Origin of the sequence: Streptomyces sp. ALB3 (assembly GCF_044385685.1) — a bacterium.
Lineage (GTDB): Bacteria > Actinomycetota > Actinomycetes > Streptomycetales > Streptomycetaceae > Streptomyces.
Genome location: NZ_JBISCE010000004.1, coordinates 146,005 through 164,421, shown reverse-complemented (window position 1 = coordinate 164,421; position 18,417 = coordinate 146,005). Strand labels below are relative to the sequence as shown.

Below are 18,417 nucleotides of genomic sequence, written 5' to 3'. Positions count from 1 at the left end.
GCCACGCCGGGCCTGCTCACGCAGCGCCAGCAGTTCGGCCACCCGGCCACGCGTGTCGCTCGGCTCGCCCGGGATTTCGTCCACAACGGTCATACGTCGACCCTACGAACTCGACCACGCAAACCCTGCCGTCGACTCCGGACAGTCTCCTGCCCCGTTTCCTGGTGGCACCTGACAGAAGCACTGCGCCATGTAACCCATCCGCCAGCTCACAGAGCTTCGGCATTGTAGGTCTCCGACAAAGCCGTACATGTGGCCCCGGCCACACAGGAGCGCGCGCGCCACGCCGCGGATGTACCGGGCCGGACGACTGGACGTACCGCAATGGCAGGGGTCGGCACCGGACGGACCCCTCCCACGGGCGGTCCCGCACGGCGACCCCCGTCGACACGCCGGGCGCATGCCCGTCCTCCCCCGGCGGGACCGGAGCGACCCGCACGCACCCTCCCACTCGTCGGACGTCCCGCGATCGACGGAGCTGCTCCTCCGCCCGTCCCGCCGATCGAGAGTTCCGGATACCGCCCTGCCGCCCTCCGTCAGGAGGCGTACCGCAGGCGCGAGCATACGGCCGTCCGGCACCGGGCGCGGTGCCCGGCCGGTCGCGTACGTCACCGGCTGCCGCCCGGACGTCAGGACCGGCTCCGGCGCGGCAGGGCTTCCGTCCGAGTGGGCGCCGACGGCCGGTGATGCCGCGACGGCGCGCGCCCGCCCCCCTGACCCGGTCGGCCCGGCACCCCGCCAACTGCCCCGGGCCCTGCGCTCGTCGCGTTCAGTTCCTGTTCACTCCGCGCATGCGGTGATCGACCAGGAGTGGCCAAATCCCGGTTCGACGCGTCGAGTTGTGAAGAACGGCAACTTCTTGAGAGCGCTCTCAGTCATAACTCTTGACGCTCACCGGAGGCGTCGCAAGAGTGGTGCGCACCGCAGGCAGCCCCCCTTGTCCCACCTCCCCACAGCATTCCCTGACCCCTGCCTGCGTCCCCCCACACTCCGGGAGTTACTCCGTGATTTCGCGCAGAATGTTCCTGACGGGCGCCGCCGCCTCCGCGACCGCGCTCACCTACCCGGTCTGGGGCAGCGCCCTGAGCCCGCGCACGTCCGCGGCCCCCGCGACGTGCGAACTCGCCCTGGAGAACCGCTCCCTGCCCGGCACGGTGCACGCGTACGTCACCGGCCACGAGCAGGGCACGGACCGCTGGGTGCTCCTGCGTCCCGACGGCAGCGTCTACCGCCCCGACTCCCCCGGCGCGCCGCAGACCCCCCTGCCGGTGGACTGCGCCATCCCCCTGAAAGCCGCAGGCGCCGGGCCCGTCGTCCTGACCCTGCCCCAGATGTACGGGGCGCGCGTGTACTTCGTGCGCGACGACAAGCTGGACTTCTACCTCAACCCGGGGCCGTCCCTGGTCGAGCCGGCGTTCGCGACCCCCACGGACCCGAACTACGGCAGGACCTGGTCGTTCTGCGAGTTCACCTTCAATCCGCAGCAGCTGTACGCGAACATCAGCTACGTCGACCTGGTGACCGCCCTGCCGATCGGGCTCACCCTGGAGGGCGACGGCACGCACACGGTGGCCCCCCTCCCGGACGGCGCGGTCCAGCGCATCGCCGACGACCTCACCGCCCAGGCGGCCTCCGACGGGCAGCCCTGGGACAAGCTGGTCACCCGCGGCCCGGACGGGCAGGTCCTGCGGGTCGTCTCGCCCCAGAACCTGATGGCCCCGTTCTTCGACCGGCCGGACCAGATGCCGTTCAGGGATCTGTTCACCGCGCAGATCGACGAGGTCTGGGAGAAGTACCGCTCCACCGACCTGCGGATCGACCTGCAAGGCGGGCGGGGCACCCTGGCTGGCCGCGTCAGCGGGGACACCCTGACCTTCGAGGGCGGCCACACGTTCGTCAAGCCGACGTCGAAGGACGTCTTCACCTGCAATCACGGCCCCTTCACGAACAACCCCGGGGACTCAGACGACAAGAAGGCGCTGCTGGCACGGATCGCGGCGGGGTTCAACCGCTCGATCATGCTCAGCCACCCGCAGCAGCCCAACGGGACCACGGTGGCGGACTACTACAAGGGCGCGGTGACGAACCACTGGTCGCGCGTCGTCCACGCCAACGCACCGATCGGCTACGCGTTCCCCTACGACGACGTGCGCCCTGACGGTGAGCCGGACGTGTCGGGGGCAGCCCACGACGGCAACCCCCGCCGCTTCACGGTGAGCGTGGGCTCCTGACGTCCCCCACCGCCCACGATCCGCCCCGTCGTCCGCTGCCGCGGCCGGCGGGGCGGATCCTTGTGCCGTGCGCGCGACGCCGCGCGCCGGTGGCCCGTAGGCACGCCTCTCCCACGGCGCCGGCTCAGCTCCGTGCCGTCAGAGCCGTGCGCGCGGTGGTGAGGATCTCCTCGGAGAGGGGCGAGCCCTTGGTGGCCCGGGCCAGGACGAGCGCGCCGAGCATGGTGCACAGCCGGGTGACGCCCTCCTGGTCCTCGGTGGCGAGCCACTCGGCGAAGTCACCCACCCCCTCGGTGTACGCGCGGCGGGCCTCGAGGGCTCCCAACTCACGCGCCATGTCGGTGGCGAGCGCGGCAGCGGGGCACCCGTCCGCCGCACTGTCGCGGTGCTCCACGGAGAGATAGGTGTCGATCAGCGCCCGCTGGGCGTCCTCGCGCCGCCCGCCGTACTGCTCGAGTCCGTCGTCGCGGCGCCGGGTGAGTTCGCCGAACGCGTGGGCCGTGGCTTCGTCGACGAGTGCCTCCTTGGAGGCGAACTGCTTGTAGAAGCCGCCGTGGGTCAGACCGGACGCCTTCATCAGGTCGGCGACGCTGACGTGGGTGCCCTGTTCCCGGAACAGCCGGGAGGCGGTCTCCACGACCCGTCGGCGGTTCTCCTCCGCCTGCGCCTTAGACACGCGGCCCATCAGCCACCTCCCATTTCGATGTCGTTTGCAATCTATCCTAGGCCAGGCTTAGATTGCAGTCATCATCTAACAGGGCTCCACGCCCGCAGCACCGGGAGCAGACATGGAACTGAAGGACGCGGTCGCGGTGGTCACCGGCGCCAACCGGGGGCTCGGGCGGCATCTGGCAGCCCAGCTCGTCGAGCGGGGAGCGACGGTCTACGCGGCGGCCCGCCGCCCCGGAACGGTGAACCTGCCGGGTGTGATCCCCCTGCTGCTGGACGTGACGGACGAGGAGTCGGTCCGGGCGGCGGCCCGGACCGCGTCGGACGCGACCCTGCTGGTGAACAACGCCGGCATCTCCACCGCCACGCCCCTGATAGCGGGCGACCTCGACGCGGTGCGCCTGGAGATGGAGACGAACTTCTTCGGCCCCCTCGCCGTGACGCGGGCGTTCGCCCCCGTCATCGAGCGCAACGGCGGCGGCTCCGTGCTCAACGTGCTGTCCGTCCTCTCCTGGCTGCACCCCGCCGGCCTCGGGTCCTACGCGGCGGCCAAGGCGGCGGCGTGGGCACTGACCGACGCGTCCCGGGAGGAACTCGCACCCAGGGGCATCGCCGTCTCGGCGCTGCACGTCGGCTACATGGACACCGACATGGCCACGGGTGTGCCCGCCGACCAGAAGACCGACCCCGCCGGCGTGGCGGCGCAGGCGCTGGACGGTGTCGAGGCCGGACTGTCCGAGGTCCTCGCGGACGAGACCACCCGGTACGTCAGGCGGAGCCTGGCCGCTTCGCCGCACGCGGCGTAGGACGCACGCCACCGGACCGCTGCCCGCCCCGGCCGCCCCGGCGGGTGGATCCAGGGAGCGTGACGGTCCCGCAGGCAGCCCCGCCCCCAGGCCGCGGCACACAGAAATGCCCCCGTCCGGTGGACGGGGGCGTTTCTGTGCGCGCGGGGAGCAGCGCAGGGCGCCGGGTCACCGGGTCAGCAGCCGCCGCAGTTGTAGTACGTCACGTCCCAGTGGTTGCCCTCGTCCGCGTAGACGTTGCCGGAGCCCGACCGGTACTGCGGGGCGCCGTCGCCCCGTACGCCGATGTAGGTGAACGTGCCCTTCACGTAGTTGGTCAGGCAGGTGGTCTTGCCGAAGTCCAGCTTGTAGCCGTTCCAGTGCGAGTAGGTGCCGCCCGCGTGTCCGGTCTCGGTGCCCCCCGTGATGTTGAGCCCGCAGCCCGTGGCGCTCCTCAGCGTCTGGGCGCCCTGGGCGCTGGTCAGGTTGAGCTGGTCGAACGAGGTGCAGGTGGGGACGTTGCGGTTGGAACAGCCGCCTGAGGACGACCAGGTGATCCCGGACGAACTGAAGCGGGAGGTCGCCTGGGAGTGGGTCAGCTTGGTGACGGCGTGCGCCTCGGTGGCGCCGCCGCCCAGGACACCGACGCCGGGCGCGAAGAGCGCGCCGAGGACCAGGGCGAGGGCGGTGAGGGCCGAGCGGAGTCTGGGACGGGTCAGCATGGGGGGAATCCTCCTGCTCATGACAATTTTGGGGGCAGGGAGATAGTGCCCCAGCTCTACGCGCGTCCGCCAGGGGGTGACGCGCCCCGGCAGCGCCCCTTCCGCGACTTCCGGAAGGGCCTGGACCCTTGATGTTGAACTTTGAACAAAATGGGTCTACAGTCAAACTCGTTGAAGGTTAAACAAGAACGTCGACGGCCATCCGTCTGGACACGTCCCCCGAGGAGGAGCCATGGCTCTGTTCAACCGCAGGAACACCGCCCCGTCCACCACCGCCACCCTCGCGGTGGACCCCGCGCTGGCCGCCCTGACCGGCACCTACACGATCGACCCGGCCCACAGCAGCATCGGCTTCACGGTGCGCCACGCCATGGTCACCAACGTGCGCGGTTCGTTCGGCGAGCACGAGGGCACCCTGCACCTGGACGGCTCCGACCCTTCCAGCTCCTCCGCCTCCATCGACGTCAGGATCGCCAGCGTGGACACCGGCATCGCCGACCGCGACGGCCACCTGGTCAGCGGTGACTTCTTCGACGCCGAGAAGTTCCCCCTGATGACGTTCCGCTCCACGCGGGCCGAGCAGCTCGGCGGCGACACCTACCGCGTCACCGGCGACCTGACGATCAAGGACGTCACCCGTCCGCTCTCCATCGACCTGGAGTTCCACGGCTCCGCCACCGACGTCTACGGCAACGAGCGCGTCGGCTTCGAGGGCAGCGCCGACATCCTGCGCTCCGACTGGGGCCTGACCTGGAACGCCGCCCTGGAGACCGGCGGTGTGATGGTCAGCGACAAGGTCCGGCTGAACCTCGACATCTCCGCCGTCAAGGCCGCTCCGCAGGCCTGAGCCGCTGGACCGAGCGCGCCCGCCGGCTCTCCCCTTCGGGGGAGGACGGCGGGCGCTCGGCTGTTCCCGGCGGGACCGGAGGCACTTGTCATCCCTGGCCGGAAAGCGTCGCCGTTTCCGCGGCCGGGGCCGAGCCCGCGATGCGCCCCGGTCACCGCAGGCGGCGGACCTTCAGCGCGTTGTCGGTGCGGGTCGTGGGGTTGCCGTCGGGATCGTTCTGGATGCGCTCGTGCTCCTCGCTGAGGAGCACCTCCCACTCGCCTTCGGGGAGTTCGAGGGACGCGAGCACCTGGTCGGTGGTCGGCAGCTCCATGTCCGGGTGGTCGTGCTCCCAGGACGGGAAACCGGCGTGCCCGACGATCAGGAGCACACCGCCGGGGGCGACGGCCGCGGCGGCCCTGCGCAGAATTTTCTCGCGGGGCAGGTCGCCCATCGAGTGCAGGAACTGGGCGGACACCAGGTCGTACTCCCCCTCGGGGAACGAGGCCCCCAGGTCGTGCCACTGCCAGTCGACCCGGTCGGCGACACCGGCCTCGGCGGCGTGCACCGCCGCCCGCTCCAGGGCGACACGTGAGATGTCCGTGGCGGTGACCGTCCAGCCCTGCCCGGCGAGCCAGACGGCGTCGGCGCCCTCGCCGCACCCCAGGTCGAGGACGCGGCCCGGCGTGAGGCCCGCCACCTCGCGCACGAGGGCGACGTTGGGGTCACCGCTCCAGATCCGGTCGCTCTCGCGGTAGCGGTCGTCCCACATCTCGGCGTCGGTGCGGGTGCTGTCGGTGGTCATCGCATCTCCTGAAGTCCGTGACGGCGGTCTCCGAGCACGCGCTCGGTGACCTGGCGCTCGGCGTCGGCCGAGAAGGGGGCGCGGCGGGCTTCGACCGCGCGCCGGGTGTCGTCGGTGACGAGGTCCATGTTGATCATCGAGGCCGCCTTCAGCCCGGCTGCCGCCGCTCCGACGACCTGCTCCATGAGGTTGGCGACGTTACCGGCCACCCAGACGCCGGGCACGTCGGTGGCCCCTGCGGGGTCGGCCGCGACGTAGGTGCCGATGACGTGGTCGCCCATCACCATCTCGGTGGGCACCAGCCCGAGGCTCTCCAGCACCGCCGACCGTGCGGTGAACCGCGGCTGCACGACGAGCGCCTCGCGCGGGATCACCTTGCCCCCGGCCAGCCGCACACCGGTGACCCGGTCCTCGGTGATCTCCAGCGCGGTCACCTCGCCGTCGACCACGGAGACGCCCCGGGCCGCCAGCTGTTCGTACTCCTCGTCGGTGAAGTCGGGCCGGCCGTCGCGGAACAGCACCACGTCATCGGTCCACTGCCTCCAGAGCAGCGCCTGGTGCACCGCCATGGGACTGAGCGCCAGAACACCGACCGGCCGGTCCCGCACCTCCCAGCCATGGCAGTACGGGCAGTGCAGCACTTCCCTGCCCCAGCGCTCGGCGAGGCCCTCGACCGCCGGCAGCTCGTCGACGATCCCGGTCGTCACCAGCAGCCGCCTGGCGTGGACGGTACTCCCGTCCTCCTGCACGACCCGGAAGCCGTCGGGCAGCTTCTCCGCCGAGACGGCGCGGCCCTGCACGATCTCGGCGCCGTAACCCGCCGCCTCGCCCCGGCCGATGGCCAGCAGTTCCAGGGGCGGCACGCCCTCCCGGCCCAGATAGTTGTGCGCGTGCGCCGCGGGGGCGTTGCGCGGGCTGCCCGCGTCGATCACGAGCACGGAACGCCGCGCCCTGGACAGCGCGAGCGCCCCGCTCAGCCCGGCGGCCCCACCGCCGATCACCACTACGTCGTACCGCTGGTCGGTCCCACTCATGCGGATCACCTCCTGTTGGGGGAGATGGTGCGCCCGTGGGACCAGTTCGACAAACTTACTTGCCGAAGCGGCAAAATCGAGCCCGGGGCTGCTGGTGCGTCGCGGTCTCCGCGCATCCCGACGCCGTGCGCCTCCGCGACTCCGAGCTCCCCGGCGGCCACGCACCCGGCCGCCCGGAACGCGTTCGCCGGCACCGATCCACGGCCGGCACCGCGCCCGCTCCCGGTGAGCGGCTTCGCCCGCGTGTCCGCTTATCGGCCGCTCAGCGCGGGAGAATTCCCTGACGGTCCGTCCGGCGCGGATCGACCGGCACGGTGAGCCCTTCGACGGATATCCCGACCGGCGGCGCTGAATTCTCCGGCACATCGGCGACGGTCGCTTTCCCGGGCAGTTCCGCTATCGACACGCGCACGGCCGTCGACGGCAGCACGGACGAATGCGTGCCGGCTCCGATCGATATCCGCACGGCTGCCGCACTCCGCGGTTCACCCCTTTCCGCCGGCTCTTCGGTCACGGGCCGCGAGGTGTCCTGGCCCTTCCGGTCACCGGGGTCCGGGGAGGGGGAGGCCGCGCGGGAACGTTCGGCCGGCCCCCGGGGAGCGGGAGGGTCCACGGCTCGCGGGGCGGCGCGCTCGGGCCTGTCCGCCGGAGGCCGGGCTTCCGCCCGCAGGGAGGGGCCTGCGGGCAGGGCCACACCCACCACGGCGGCCGTCGCCGCGGCCGTCGCCGCCACCGCCTGCCGGCTGACGCCCGTGCGCGGGAACCTCCGCACGGCCGGCCACAGGGTCAAGGCCAGGGTGAGCCCCCCGGCCAGAGCGTGGCGCAGTGCGCGCCTGGCCCTGGCGAGCAGCGACTCGGTGGCCCGGTAGCTCAGCCCCATCGCCCGGGCCACCTGTCCGACGTCCAGCTCCTGGGAGTGCAGCCGCAGCGCCTCAGCCTGCCGCGCGGGCAGCAGTTCCTCGCTGCGGGCGGCCAGCCACCGGGCCTCCGCCCGGTCGCATGCCACCTCCTCGACCAGGAGGGGCTCGACCGGAGCGGCGTGGAGGCTCCGGCTCAGCTCCGCCTCGCGGGCGACCTGCCGGTGCCGTTCGGCGCACGCGCGCAGGGTGGCGCGTCTGAGCCACGCGCGTACCCGGCCGTACTGGACGCCGGGGTCCTCCACCGCACGGATCATCGCTTCCTGGACGGCGTCCTCGGCCTCCTCGGCACTCGCCGAGCGACTGCGCGCGATCTCCAGCAGTTCGTCCCTGTGGCTCCAGACGAGCTCCCAGCGGTTGCCAGGTCCGCTCGGTCGACGCGCGGTACGCGGGTCCCTCACGTGCAAAGCCCTCTGGTCCTCGGTCTCAGGGTGGGGTGTGCGCCTGATCATGCCGCCCCACGGCCCGTACGCCCCGCGGCCTGGTCGGCATCGGGGCATACGGACACACGGGCCGTGCGTCGGATCAGGCCGACAGCGTGGCCGCGGAGCCGAGCCCGGCGACGCCCAGCACGTTGGCGCCGACGGCGCCGGAGAGCGACGCCACGTCCAGCAGGTCGGCACTGACGCCACCCGCGACGCCACCGACGAGCGGCGCGTCGAGGGACACCGCGCCGGCGAGGCCACCGGACACGTTGTCCAGGTCCGCGTCGGAGATTTCCTGGGTCTGTACCTGGGGGGCGGAGCTCATGAGGTGAATTCCTTTCGCTGCAATTCTGAAATGGCCCGGGACGGCTCCGTCAGGAATTCCGGCCCTTGCCGCTTTCGCGGTTGCCGCCGGTTCACCGGGTCCCACCTGGGGACGCGGCCAATTGTCGTGCGGCTTCCGCGATATGGAAGATGTAAGCACGTAAGCGTGCCGACAGGCCACCCGCCCGGCTTCCCCTCGTAAAGCATTCGCGGCAGAAGGGCCCGTGCGGTCACACAACTCCTGGGGACCGGTACAGCTTCTTCACCTGATCGACCGACGGACGTTCCGGCGGCCGGTTCCTCAAGACGCCGCGAAAGGGACATGCGCGGCTACGGGCGTGCTGGATCGAGGCCGGGCGTGGGCAGTCGCCGGGGGCCGCGTGCCGCCTGCGTGCACGGTGTGCAGATCTGTCGCAGGAGGGGGCGCGGCCCCGCCGGGAGCTAGGCCGGGGACCCTTGGCCCTCAGCTCGGGTTCACGTCCCCCGCCCGCCGTCGGCACCGCATCGCGCACGGCACATCGGCCCCGGAGACCCCCGTCGCGAACTCCGCGCCCCGCTTGACCAGGCTCTGGAGGCCAGGGCTTCCCGCCGATGGCCCGGTCGCACCGGCCCGCCGCCTTCCGCAGGTGTTCCGCCGAAGCCCGTCGCATGTCTGTACGCACATCGGCGCACCGTGTACGGTCTCGGGCCGATGGGATTGGGAGCGCTCCCACCCCCCACCGTGTCCACTTCGCACGAGGAGGAACGCCATGAAACGCCTGTGTGCCTTACTTGCCACCCTCGCGACAGTTCTGGGTCTCACAGCAGCACTCAGCCCCCCGGCGGCGGCCGCCGCCGGCTGCAAGGTCGACTACACGGTCACCAGCCAGTGGACCGGCGGCTTCCAGGCCGGAGTGAAGATCACCAACCTGGGCGCCCCCGTCACCGGATGGACCCTCGGCTTCACCATGCCGGACGCGGGACAGAGGGTCGCCCAGGGCTGGAACGCCACCTGGTCGCAGTCCGGCTCGGCGGTCACCGTCGCCGGCGCCGACTGGAACCGCACCCTGGCCACCGGCGCGGCGGCGGACGTGGGGTTCACGGGCACCTTCACCGGCTCCAACCCGAAGCCCACGGCGTTCACGCTCAACGGCGTCGCCTGTACGGGCTCGCTCGAGGAGGAGCCCCCGCCCGTCCCGGCCGACGGCACCCCCGTGGACGTCAACGGCCAACTCCACGTGTGCGGCGTGAACCTGTGCAATCAGTACGACCGCCCCGTGCAGCTGCGCGGCATGAGCACGCACGGCATCCAGTGGTTCGACCGGTGCTACAACGCAGCGTCCCTGGACGCGTTGGCGAACGACTGGAAGTCGGACCTGTTCCGCATCGCCATGTACGTGCAGGAGGACGGCTACGAGACCGACCCCGCAGGGTTCACCAGCCGCGTCAACAGCCTGGTCGACATGGCCGAGGACCGCGGCATGTACGCGGTGATCGACTTCCACACCCTGACGCCGGGCGACCCGAACTACAACCTCGAGCGCGCGAAGACGTTCTTCGCCTCCGTCGCCGCCCGCAACGCGGGCAAGAAGAACGTGATCTACGAGATCGCCAACGAGCCCAACGGTGTGAGCTGGTCGGCCATCAAGAACTACGCCGAGCAGGTCATCCCCGTGATCCGGGCCGCCGACCCGGACGCCGTCGTCATCGTCGGCACCCGGGGCTGGTCCTCGCTGGGGGTTTCGGACGGCTCCAGCGAGAGCGAGGTCGTCAACAACCCCGTCAACGCCTCCAACATCATGTACGCGTTCCACTTCTACGCCGCGAGCCACAAGGACAACTACCGCTCCGCGGTGAGCCGGGCGGCCTCACGACTGCCGTTGTTCGTGTCGGAGTTCGGCACGGTGACCGCCACCGGCGGCGGAACGATGGACCGGGCGAGCACCACGTCCTGGCTGGACCTGCTGGACCAGCTGAAGATCAGCTACGCGAACTGGACCTACAGCGAGGCCCCCGAGAGCAGCGCGGCGTTCAGGCCGGGCACCTGCGACGGCGGTGACTACAGCAGCAGTGGCGTCCTGACCGAGTCCGGGGCCCTGCTCAAGAGCCGGATCAGCACTCCCGACAGCTTCCCCACGAGCTGACCCCGGGCGGGGCTCCGGCCGGTCCGGAGCCCCGCCTCGACACGTCGCCCCGAGCTACCTCGACGGCTCCGCCGACGAGAGGACGTCGCGGAGGAGGACCCGGCGCTCCGTCGACGTAGGAGCCTTCGAACCCGAGCCCGAACCCGAACGGGAGCGCAGCCGCAGCCGCAGGCCCTCGTCCTCCCGGACGCCCTTCGTCACCGACAGCGGCCGTAGCACCCACGCCCCCGCCAGCTATGCCGAACCGGAGTGGGACGAGGACTTCCCGTACGACGGCTTCGCTCCCGCGCCCCGCCGGGAGCGCGGGCGCCGGTGAGGCCGCCCCGTCCAGGGGAGGGCCGCGCACGAACGTGTGCCATGGGACGACCGGGGACGGGAAGACGAGCAGGCATGGACATCACGGCGTTGGCACGCAGACGGCGATGGGCACCGCTCCTGGCGGCCGTCCCCCTCCTGGCCGCGTGCGGCGGGGGCGGCGACCCCCGGCGCACGAACCGGCGCGGCACCGCCTGCCCTGGGCCGGGGAACGCACCTGGTGCTCACGACGGACAACGGCGTGCGCCTGCGGCCGGCCGATGGCGACCGGGCGGTCACCGGTGCCCGGATCGTCAGCCGCTGGTCACACCGGGACGACACCTGGGTGCTCGATCTGTCATGTCCGCAGCACGAGGGGCATGAGGATCGCGACGGGGGGCCGTGTCCGCGCATGCCCGCGATCGGCGTTCCCGCCGGCGTCTCCGTCACGGTCACGGCCAGGAACGCGGGCATCGACGCGGTCGGCATAGCGGCGGGTCTGGACCTGACCACCGTGAACGGGGACGTGACCGTCACCCGTTCCGGCTCCGGCGACGCCGCGATCCGCCTCGCGACCCGCAACGGCTCGGTGCACACGGGCGCCCTGCGCTCGGAGCACCTGCACGCCGAGACCGTCAACGGGGACGTGACGCTCGGCAGCGCGACCTCGCCGTCCCGTCTCACCGCCGCCACGACCAACGGCTCGGTGCGGGTGGCACTCCCCCGGGACGCGCCCGGCTACGACGTCGATGCCACGTCGCGCAACGGCCGGACCACGGTGGCCGTGCCCGCCGCCGGGAAGGGCAGCGGGCACGGCATGACTCTGGCCACCGTCAACGGTGACGTCACCGCCACACGCGGCTGAGACCCCTCAGGGGTGCTCCCCCGGACCCTCGGCATTCGGCACGAGGCGGGTGGGCGAGAGAGCGGTGTCCTCCTCGCCCGGCTCCAGCAGGGTGGCCGCCGCACCCACGATGAGGGGGTCCGGTTTGTCGACGACGTCGCTGTCCTTCGCCGTGTAGTCGATGCGCGCGAGCAGGCTGCGCATCGCCTCCAGGCGCGCCCTGCGCTTGTCGTTGCTCTTCACGACGGTCCACGGCGCGTGCTCGGTGTCGGTGGCGCGGAACATGTCGATCTTCGCCGTGGTGTAGTCGTCCCAGCGGTCGAGGGAGTCGACGTCCGTGGGCGACAGCTTCCACTGACGCACGGGGTCGACCTGCCGGATCGCGAAACGGGTGCGCTGCTCGGCGCGGGAGACGGAGAACCAGAACTTCACCATGATGATCCCGTCGTCGACGAGCATCTCCTCGAACGCCGGGCACTGCTTCAGGAAGAGTTCGTACTCCGGCTGGGTGCAGAAGCCCATGACGCGTTCGACCCCGGCGCGGTTGTACCAGGAACGGTCGAAGAAGACTATTTCGCCGGGGGCGGGCAGGTGGGCCACGTACCGCTGGAAGTACCACTGGCCCCGCTCACGGTCCGTGGGCTTGTCCAGGGCCACGATGCGCGCGCCACGCGGGTTGAGGCGCTCGGTGAAGCGCTGGATGGTGCCGCCCTTGCCGGCCGCGTCCCGCCCTTCGCAGACCACGACGACCCGCGCCCCGGTCTCCTTGGTCCACCGCTGGAGCTTGAGCATCTCGATCTGGAGGATGCGCTTGGCCCGCTCGTACTCCCCGCGGCGGATCTTGACGTCGTACGGGTAGTTCTCCCGCCACGTCTTGATCGGCCTGCCCGCCTCGTCCAGCAGGATCGGCTGCTCCGGCCTGCTGGTGTCGACGGTCAAGCCGTCCAGCAACTGCTTCTCCACCCGGTCACGGTCCATCTGCTCCAGCCTCCCATCCGTTCGCGCCCCTCGCCACCAGGTGGCGCGCGGCACGAAGTGGTTCCCCTCGCCCACCTCGTCTTCTCCGCCACGAGCGGAACAACCTCCTCCGGGCGAAGACGGTCGACGGTGGCGGACCTGTGGCCTACGCCGTGGCCGCCCCCGGGGCGGGGCACAGCCGCTCACATGAAATAAGGTGACCCTAACAACGCCAGGTCAGCGATACGCCGCTGCGCCCCACGAGGTTCGGAGCAACCCCTTGTCGAACGCCGCGCCCGCGACCGTCACGGCCGCCCCCGTCGACACCACGGGCCCCCTGGCCGGGGCCGTGCCCCTCCGGTCGGCCGAAGAGCTGCGCGAGATCCTGGGCGAACCGTGGCCGATCGTCATCGAGAAGGTCCACGACGAGCTCACCGAGGCCGACCTCGGCCTGCTGGCCCGCGCGCCGTTCTGCGCCGTGTCCACCTCGGACGCCGACGGCAACTGCGACACCTCCCCGCGCGGTGGGGAGCCCGGCTTCACCCGGGTCCTGGACCCGCGCACCCTCGTGCTGCCCGACCTGCCGGGCAACCGGCGCGGTGACAGCTTCCACAACATCCTGTCCAACCCGCATGTGGGCCTGCTGTACCTGATACCGGGCGTGATGACGGTCCTGCGGATCAACGGCCGGGCCCGCATCCTCACGGACGCTCCGGTCTTCGACGAGATGAAGGTCAGGGGCCGCCGTCCCGACCTCGCCCTCGTCGTGGACATCGACGAGATCTACCTGCACTGCCCGGCGTCACTCAAGCGCTCGGGCGTGTGGGCTCCGGACACCTGGGAGAAGCAGGCCGGAGCGGGGACGGGCCGCTAGAACCCGCCGCCGTCGAAGCCTCCACCGCCTCCGAAGCCACCGCCGTCCCCGAAACCGCCTCCGCCGAAGCCGGACGAGTCGAAGTCGGAACCGGAGACGTCGCCGCCGCCCCAGTCGCCTCCGCCGCCTGAGCCGAAGTCACCGCCGCCGTACTCGCCCGCGTAGGCCGGGGTGGCGAGCATCGAGCCCAGCATGGTGCCGACCAGCAGGCCGGGGAGCAGTCCGCCGCCGAAGTAGCCGCCTGCCCAGGGGCCGTAGGCAGGGCCCGCCTCCCAGTAGGGGCGCCGTCGGCCGTCGCCGACGTCGACCGTGCGGCTCATGGGGTCCTCGCCCTCGCGCAGCCGCACCTCGTCGGCGCCGCACACCGGGACCTCGCGGGCCGCGCCGCCGGACGGCGTCCACAGGACGTCCGCGACCGAGGGGCCGTGGCGCGGGTCGAAGAAGCAGGGCGGCCGGCGCGCCGGGAGCGCCCGGCCCTTACGGCGGGCCTCCAGGACGGCCAGGGAGAACCTGCCGTCCTCCAGGGCCTTGGTGACCCCGCGCACGTCGGAGGGGTGCTGCGCGTTCCCCATGCGGGACTTGGCGTCCTCGTAGGAGTCGAGCGCGCGCTCGTAGTCGATGCGCATGGCGTCGTCCGCGCCCTTCTCGGCGGGATGGAAGTCCAGCCGGTCCAGGGTCTCGCCGTAGGCGGTGATGTCCTCGTCCACGACGACCCTGAGCTTCTCCAGGGCGGCCCGGTCCTCCTCCTCCTTCCGCCTCCTGTTGCGGCGGGCCACGGCGAGGGCGGTGCCTCCGCCCACGAGGACCACGCCTCCGAGGACGACCAGGCCGGCCACCGGGACGCCCGTCCCCGCGCCGTCGTCCGCTCCGCCACCGGACCAGGAGGCGGGGGCGCTCCCCCGGGCCTCGTCGACGGCACGGTCGACGAAGGCGTTGAGCTGGGCCGCGGCATCGGTGTCCGTGCCGGGTTCCCGCACAGCGGTGGCGAGGTTGTCGACGGCCCGGGTCGGCATCACCTGCGGGTCGGCGCCCGCGTCGAAGCCGTCACCGAGCCGGACCGCGTAGACGCCGGTGACCCCGGTGTCCGTACGCAGGTTCTGCAGGAGGTTCTCGGGTGGGTACTCGGACGTCGCGGGCAGCACGGCCACGAAGACCGGCTTGTCGGCGTCGATGATCTTCTTTTCCAGGGCGGCCTCCTGGGACGCCGAGAGCTGACCGGACGCCGCCGGGTCGACGTACACGGGGCCCTGGCGCAGGGCGCTCGCCGCGTCGCCGATCGTGGAGGGGGCGGCCTGGGCAGCCGGGGACATGGCCAGCAGTGCCGCCGAGAGCATCAGCAGCAGGCAGGCCCACAGGGGAGCGAACAGCCTCTTCCGCATACTCCGAAAGTAACCCGAACGGGCGAATAATGCGTCGCCCGCCCGGGTCCTTTCATGCGGTTGTGCGCGTTCAGTGCTGCGACGCGGCGCGGTACGCCGTACGCAGCTTCGCCACCGCTCCGGTCAGGTCACCGGTGAGCAGCAGGTGATCGGCCTCGGCGAACGGCTTGGACACCGCCTCGCCGAGCTTCCCGCCGGTCCTCTGCTGGACCAGGAGCCTCGCCCGGTCCACGATCTCCTTGCCCGTGGCGGTCCTCCCGAGACCCGCCCGCTCGGCGAGCTGCGCGGCGACGGCGAGGCCGGTGAGAGTGGCTTCGCCGCCCGACGGCGCCTTGCGCAGGGTGGTCAGTCCCCACCCGTAGGGGAACTGCGGGTCGTACGCGGCGTCGCCGACGTTGACCGGCAGCTGCGCCTCGGACTTCGGCCAGGTCACCGGGAGCTGCCCGGTGAAGGCCCGCTTGCCGTAGAGGACGTCGGCCACGCCGTCGCCCTCGGTGCCCGGCAGCCAGGAGGCGACCAGGGCGTCCATGTCGCCGAGCCGGTCGCCGATGAGCTGGGGGCGCCCCGAGACGACGAGCACGGCGCACTTCATGGCGGCGCAGACCGTGTCGACGGCCGCCTTGTCGGCGTCGGTGAGCTCCAGGTCGTGACCGTTGCCGACGTCTCCGATGCCTTCGGCGTACGGCTTCTCCCCGACGACCACGACTCCCACGTCGTACCCGTCGGTCGGGGCGGAGGCGTCCTTGGAGTAGGTGGCCGACGAGGTGTTCTTCTCGATGCCCTCCAGGATCGTCGTGCCCGTGGTGGTGGCACCGGAGGCACCCTGCCAGCTGATGGTCCAGCCGCCGGCCTGGTTGCCGAGGTCGTCGGCGTTGGAGCCGGCGACGTAGACCTTCTGCGACGCCTTGAGGGGCAGCACCGCACCGTCGTTCTTCAGCAGCACCTGGGACTTGGCGGCTGCCTCGCGGGCGACCGCGCGGTGCCCGGCCGAACCGACCCGGTCCAGGTTCGACGTGTCCGCGTACGGCTTCTCGAAGAGGCCGAGGCGGAACTTCTGGGTGAGGATGCGGGCGACGGCGTCGTCCACGCGGGCCTGTGCGATCCGGCCGGCCGTCACTTCGTCCTGGAGGGTCTTGGTGAAGTCCTGGTAGGCGGTCGGAACCATGATCATGTCCAGCCCGGCGTTCACCGAGGTGCGGACGTCGCTCGGGTAGTCACCGGGGATCTGGTCGATGGCCTGCCAGTCGCTGATGACGAAGCCCTCGAAGCCCATCCGGTCCTTGAGCACGCCGTTGATCATCTCGGCGTTGGCGTGCATCTTCACCGGGCCGGCGTCGTCCCCGAGGACGTCCAGCGAGGAGTACGACGGCATGACCGTGCCGACGCCCCGCTTCACGGACTCGGCGAACGGCGAGAGGTGGACCGCTTCGAGTTCCTTGCGGGTGACCTTCGTGACGCCCTGGTCGATGGTGTACGAGCCGGTGGCCGACGAGCCGAACTCCGTGCCGCCGTCACCGACGAAATGCTTGGCGCTGGCCAGCACCTTGTCGTTGCGGTCGAGGTCCTTGCCCGACGGGTGGCCCTGCATGCCGGTGATGACGGTCTCCATGGCCTCGACCAGGGCCGGGTCCTCGCCGTACGCCTCGTAGGAACGGCCCCAGCGCTCGTCACGGGTGACGCACACACAGGGGGCGAAGTCCCACGGGACGCCGGTGGCGCGGACCTCGCTGGCGGTGACGGCTCCCGTCCTCTCCGCGAGCTTCGGGTCACGGCCCGCGCCGATGCCGATGTTGTGCGGCATGATCGTCGCGCCGATGACGTTGTTGTGGCCGTGCACCGCGTCCACGCCGTAGATGAGCGGGATCTGGAAGCGTGTGGCCTGCGCGCGCAGCTGGTAGGCGTCGGTCATCCTCGCCCAGGCCTCGGGCGTGTTCGGGGTGGGCACGGAACCGCCGCCGGAGAGGAGCGAGCCGAGGTCGTACGTGGCGATGTCGCCCTGCGACCTCAGTGCGTTGCGCTCCGCCTGGGTCATCTGGCCGGCCTTCTCGGCCGGTGACATCCGCGCCAGCAGGTCGGCGACGCGCTTCTTCACCGGGAGCTTCGCGTTCAGGTACGGCAACCCGTGGGCGTCGATGACGACCTGGGGGTTCTCCTTCGGCGCCTTGGCCCCGGTGACGGTGAGTTCGAGCGGGATCGTCTCGGCCGACTCGGCGCCCCTGTCCTTCGCCGTGGCGACGGAGACGGTGTGGGCCGTGCCGGAGGCGGTGCCCGCGGGGAAGGTGTGGGTGCCGGTGACCGGTGTGTAGTCCTTGCCGGCGCCGGCGCTGCCGCCCTTCGTGGTGTACGCGACGGTGACGGGCTCCTCGATGGGGAGCGAGCCGGTCGTGGCGACGGAGATCCTGATGTCCGCCGTGCCGCCCTCCTCGACCGGGTGCACGGCGGAGTCGACGACGACGCTCGACTTGAGGGCCGGGTCGGCCTTTCCGTACAGCTCGACGGCGTCCATGGCGAACGAGCCGGGCGCGCCGGTCGGGAGGGTGAGGGCGTAACCCCACATCTCGTTCAGGCCGAGGACCTGGTCGATGCCTCCGACGGGCTGGTAGTCGGCCCGGTAGACGAAGTCGGCGAAGGGGATCTCGACCTGGTGCCAGCCCTCCCAGTCGTCGGTGAAGGAGGTGGTCCACAGTTCGGAGGCGCCACCGTTCGCCCCTCCGTCCTTGATCTCGAAGCTGATGCGCTTGCCGGAACCGGGGGGCAGGGGCGCGGTGTTCTGCCCGTACCACCAGAAGCGGATGCCCTTGTGGGCGGTCCAGTCCTTCGGGGGCTGGTCGACGGCGAACTCGTGGCTGAGTCCGCCCCAGGCGCTGATGTCGTACGTGCCCTGGAGGACCTTGGATCCCTCGGGTGCGTCGGCGCGCTCCTCGAACGCCAGGGCCGGGTGGTCGTCCGCGTCACCGCCCCAGGTGAAGAGCGAGTCGGCGGGCGGGCCACCGAGCGGGACCTCGCCCTCGAAGCGGTCGACGAGGACGGGTGCCGGGTCCTCGGCGCCGGCCGCCGCGCTGGGGACGGCCCCGGCGAGCAGCGAGGCGAGGACGGTGGCGGCGGCGAGCGCGGCGGTCGCCGGTCTCGCTCGGTGGCGTGCGCGGGCGTGCGGTGTACGGGGCATGTGCGGCTCTTTCCTTCTCCGGTGGCTGGTGGCCCGGGGGGG

General features: G+C 71.6%; 15 protein-coding genes. 6 read left to right on the top strand and 9 right to left on the bottom strand.

The annotated features are described in order from the left end of the window. The first annotated feature begins 1,019 nt into the window (after positions 1–1,019). Positions 1,020–2,231: a glycoside hydrolase family 64 protein gene (locus ACHFIV_RS06140; protein WP_398964484.1), complete on the top strand. Its 1,212-nt coding sequence runs from the start codon at positions 1,020–1,022 to the stop codon at positions 2,229–2,231. A 124-nt stretch (positions 2,232–2,355) separates the two neighbouring features. On the opposite strand, the gene ACHFIV_RS06135 is transcribed toward ACHFIV_RS06140, so the two are convergent. Then, the gene (locus ACHFIV_RS06135) at positions 2,356–2,916 is read right to left on the bottom strand and encodes a TetR/AcrR family transcriptional regulator (protein ID WP_398964480.1); all 561 of its coding nucleotides are present in this window, start codon (positions 2,914–2,916) and stop codon (positions 2,356–2,358) included. 103 nt (positions 2,917–3,019) lie between these two features. Between ACHFIV_RS06135 and ACHFIV_RS06130 the strand changes: the two genes are divergently transcribed. Beyond that, positions 3,020–3,706: an SDR family oxidoreductase gene (locus tag ACHFIV_RS06130; RefSeq protein ID WP_398964478.1), complete on the top strand. Its 687-nt coding sequence runs from the start codon at positions 3,020–3,022 to the stop codon at positions 3,704–3,706. Positions 3,707–3,882: 176 nt separating this feature from the next. On the opposite strand, the gene ACHFIV_RS06125 is transcribed toward ACHFIV_RS06130, so the two are convergent. Beyond that, complete coding sequence (locus tag ACHFIV_RS06125) at positions 3,883–4,407, bottom strand: hypothetical protein (protein ID WP_398964476.1); 525 nt, start codon at positions 4,405–4,407, stop codon at positions 3,883–3,885. A 232-nt stretch (positions 4,408–4,639) separates the two neighbouring features. On the opposite strand from ACHFIV_RS06125, the gene ACHFIV_RS06120 reads away from it, so the two are divergent. Next, positions 4,640–5,254, top strand: a complete 615-nt coding sequence (locus ACHFIV_RS06120; protein WP_398964474.1) for a YceI family protein — start codon at positions 4,640–4,642, stop codon at positions 5,252–5,254. A gap of 151 nt (positions 5,255–5,405) precedes the next feature. Here the strand turns inward: ACHFIV_RS06120 and ACHFIV_RS06115 are convergent, their stop codons facing one another. The 4 genes from ACHFIV_RS06115 to ACHFIV_RS06100 all read right to left on the bottom strand — a co-directional run bounded on the left by ACHFIV_RS06115 (position 5,406) and on the right by ACHFIV_RS06100 (position 8,739). Further along, positions 5,406–6,038: an SAM-dependent methyltransferase gene (locus ACHFIV_RS06115; RefSeq protein WP_398964472.1), complete on the bottom strand. Its 633-nt coding sequence runs from the start codon at positions 6,036–6,038 to the stop codon at positions 5,406–5,408. Further along, positions 6,035–7,072 carry an NAD(P)/FAD-dependent oxidoreductase gene (locus ACHFIV_RS06110; protein WP_398964470.1) on the bottom strand — a complete coding sequence of 346 codons (1,038 nt, stop codon included), beginning with the start codon at positions 7,070–7,072 and terminating at the stop codon, positions 6,035–6,037. Before ACHFIV_RS06110 ends, ACHFIV_RS06115 begins: the two co-directional genes overlap by 4 nt. Before the next feature lie 262 nt (positions 7,073–7,334). Beyond that, positions 7,335–8,390, bottom strand: coding sequence for a sigma-70 family RNA polymerase sigma factor (locus ACHFIV_RS06105; protein WP_398964468.1), 1,056 nt, complete (start codon positions 8,388–8,390; stop codon positions 7,335–7,337). A 124-nt stretch (positions 8,391–8,514) separates the two neighbouring features. Beyond that, a complete protein-coding gene (locus ACHFIV_RS06100) occupies positions 8,515–8,739 on the bottom strand; it encodes a hypothetical protein (protein WP_398964467.1) in 225 nt (74 codons plus the stop codon). A gap of 748 nt (positions 8,740–9,487) precedes the next feature. Between ACHFIV_RS06100 and ACHFIV_RS06095 the strand changes: the two genes are divergently transcribed. Both ACHFIV_RS06095 and ACHFIV_RS06090 read left to right on the top strand, forming a co-directional pair. Further along, complete coding sequence (locus ACHFIV_RS06095) at positions 9,488–10,861, top strand: cellulase family glycosylhydrolase (protein ID WP_398964466.1); 1,374 nt, start codon at positions 9,488–9,490, stop codon at positions 10,859–10,861. Between the two features lie 535 nt (positions 10,862–11,396). Further along, complete coding sequence (locus tag ACHFIV_RS06090; RefSeq protein WP_398964465.1) at positions 11,397–12,020, top strand: DUF4097 family beta strand repeat-containing protein; 624 nt, start codon at positions 11,397–11,399, stop codon at positions 12,018–12,020. 6 nt (positions 12,021–12,026) lie between these two features. Here the strand turns inward: ACHFIV_RS06090 and ppk2 are convergent, their stop codons facing one another. Beyond that, complete coding sequence (gene ppk2 / locus ACHFIV_RS06085; protein WP_398964463.1) at positions 12,027–12,977, bottom strand: polyphosphate kinase 2; 951 nt, start codon at positions 12,975–12,977, stop codon at positions 12,027–12,029. 259 nt (positions 12,978–13,236) lie between these two features. Here ppk2 and ACHFIV_RS06080 point away from each other — a divergent pair, with 259 nt between their 5' ends. Beyond that, on the top strand, positions 13,237–13,830 hold the full coding sequence (locus ACHFIV_RS06080; protein WP_398964462.1) for an MSMEG_1061 family FMN-dependent PPOX-type flavoprotein: 594 nt from the start codon (positions 13,237–13,239) through the stop codon (positions 13,828–13,830). Here ACHFIV_RS06080 and ACHFIV_RS06075 read toward each other — a convergent pair. Then, positions 13,827–15,209 (bottom strand): hypothetical protein, encoded by a 1,383-nt coding sequence (locus ACHFIV_RS06075; protein ID WP_398964461.1) that lies wholly within the window; start codon positions 15,207–15,209, stop codon positions 13,827–13,829. The genes ACHFIV_RS06080 and ACHFIV_RS06075 overlap by 4 nt on opposite strands. Before the next feature lie 70 nt (positions 15,210–15,279). Next, a complete protein-coding gene (locus tag ACHFIV_RS06070; protein WP_398964459.1) occupies positions 15,280–18,375 on the bottom strand; it encodes a glycoside hydrolase family 3 N-terminal domain-containing protein in 3,096 nt (1,031 codons plus the stop codon). Positions 18,376–18,417 lie beyond the last annotated feature (42 nt).